Origin of the sequence: Empedobacter sp. GD03739 (genome assembly GCF_029843245.1) — a bacterium.
GTDB classification, from domain to species: Bacteria; Bacteroidota; Bacteroidia; order Flavobacteriales; family Weeksellaceae; genus Empedobacter; species Empedobacter falsenii_B.
Genome location: NZ_JAOCHX010000116.1, coordinates 1 through 748, shown reverse-complemented (window position 1 = coordinate 748; position 748 = coordinate 1). Strand labels below are relative to the sequence as shown.

Here is a 748-nt window from a genome sequence, read left to right as displayed (position 1 = left end):
TTGCTTTGGAACGTATTTATGTCAGATATAATAAACGCATCTTTTGGTTTGGTAAACAAATAATTGAGGATGAGTTTGTAGTAGAATGTTTGTTACAAGATGTGTTTCTGAAACTTTGGGAATATCGAGAGAAGATGGAATCCCCTGATCATATCTTTTTCTTTTTGAGATTTGTAATGAAATACAGTTGCTATTCGCATTATGCTAAACCGAAGAATAAGTTTTTTAGAAATGTGAATTCATTAGAGAACTATGAGAATTATCAAAGTTATTTAGCTGGATATGATCCAGCTGATGTAATAGAAAACCTAAACGAACAAGAAAGGCAACAGCACTATTTTGATGAAATTATAAAAGTATTACCCTTACTAAGTACTGAAAGAAAACATTTGATAGAACTCTGTTTAAAACATGGATTTCAGTATAAAGCAATTGCTCATGCAATGGGAAGAGGAATAACTGAAACAAGTAACGAAATTAAAAGTGCTATTGAGGATCTTAAGAAGATTTTAAGTCATCAAGATAAGTTAATTATTAAAACCAAAACAGTCTCTACTGTAGAGAAGCAAGATCAAATAACCAAAACACAATCGTTGATTTTAAAACTTCGCTGCGAGCATAAACAATCTTTTGCCAATATCGCTGAAGAATTACAACTGTCACAGAAAGAAGTACACAATGAGTTTATAGTCGCCTATAAATTTACCCAACAAAATAAAGTTCAATCCCTAAACTATTGATGATGGAG

Annotated in this window: 1 protein-coding gene; it reads left to right on the top strand. The window is 31.3% G+C overall.

What is annotated here, in order from left to right; all coding sequences use genetic code 11:
* Positions 1-740 (top strand): sigma-70 family RNA polymerase sigma factor (locus tag N5E64_RS15660; protein ID WP_280038326.1); only part of this gene is annotated, 740 nt, incomplete at its 5' end.
* Between the last annotated feature and the right edge of the window lie 8 nt (positions 741-748).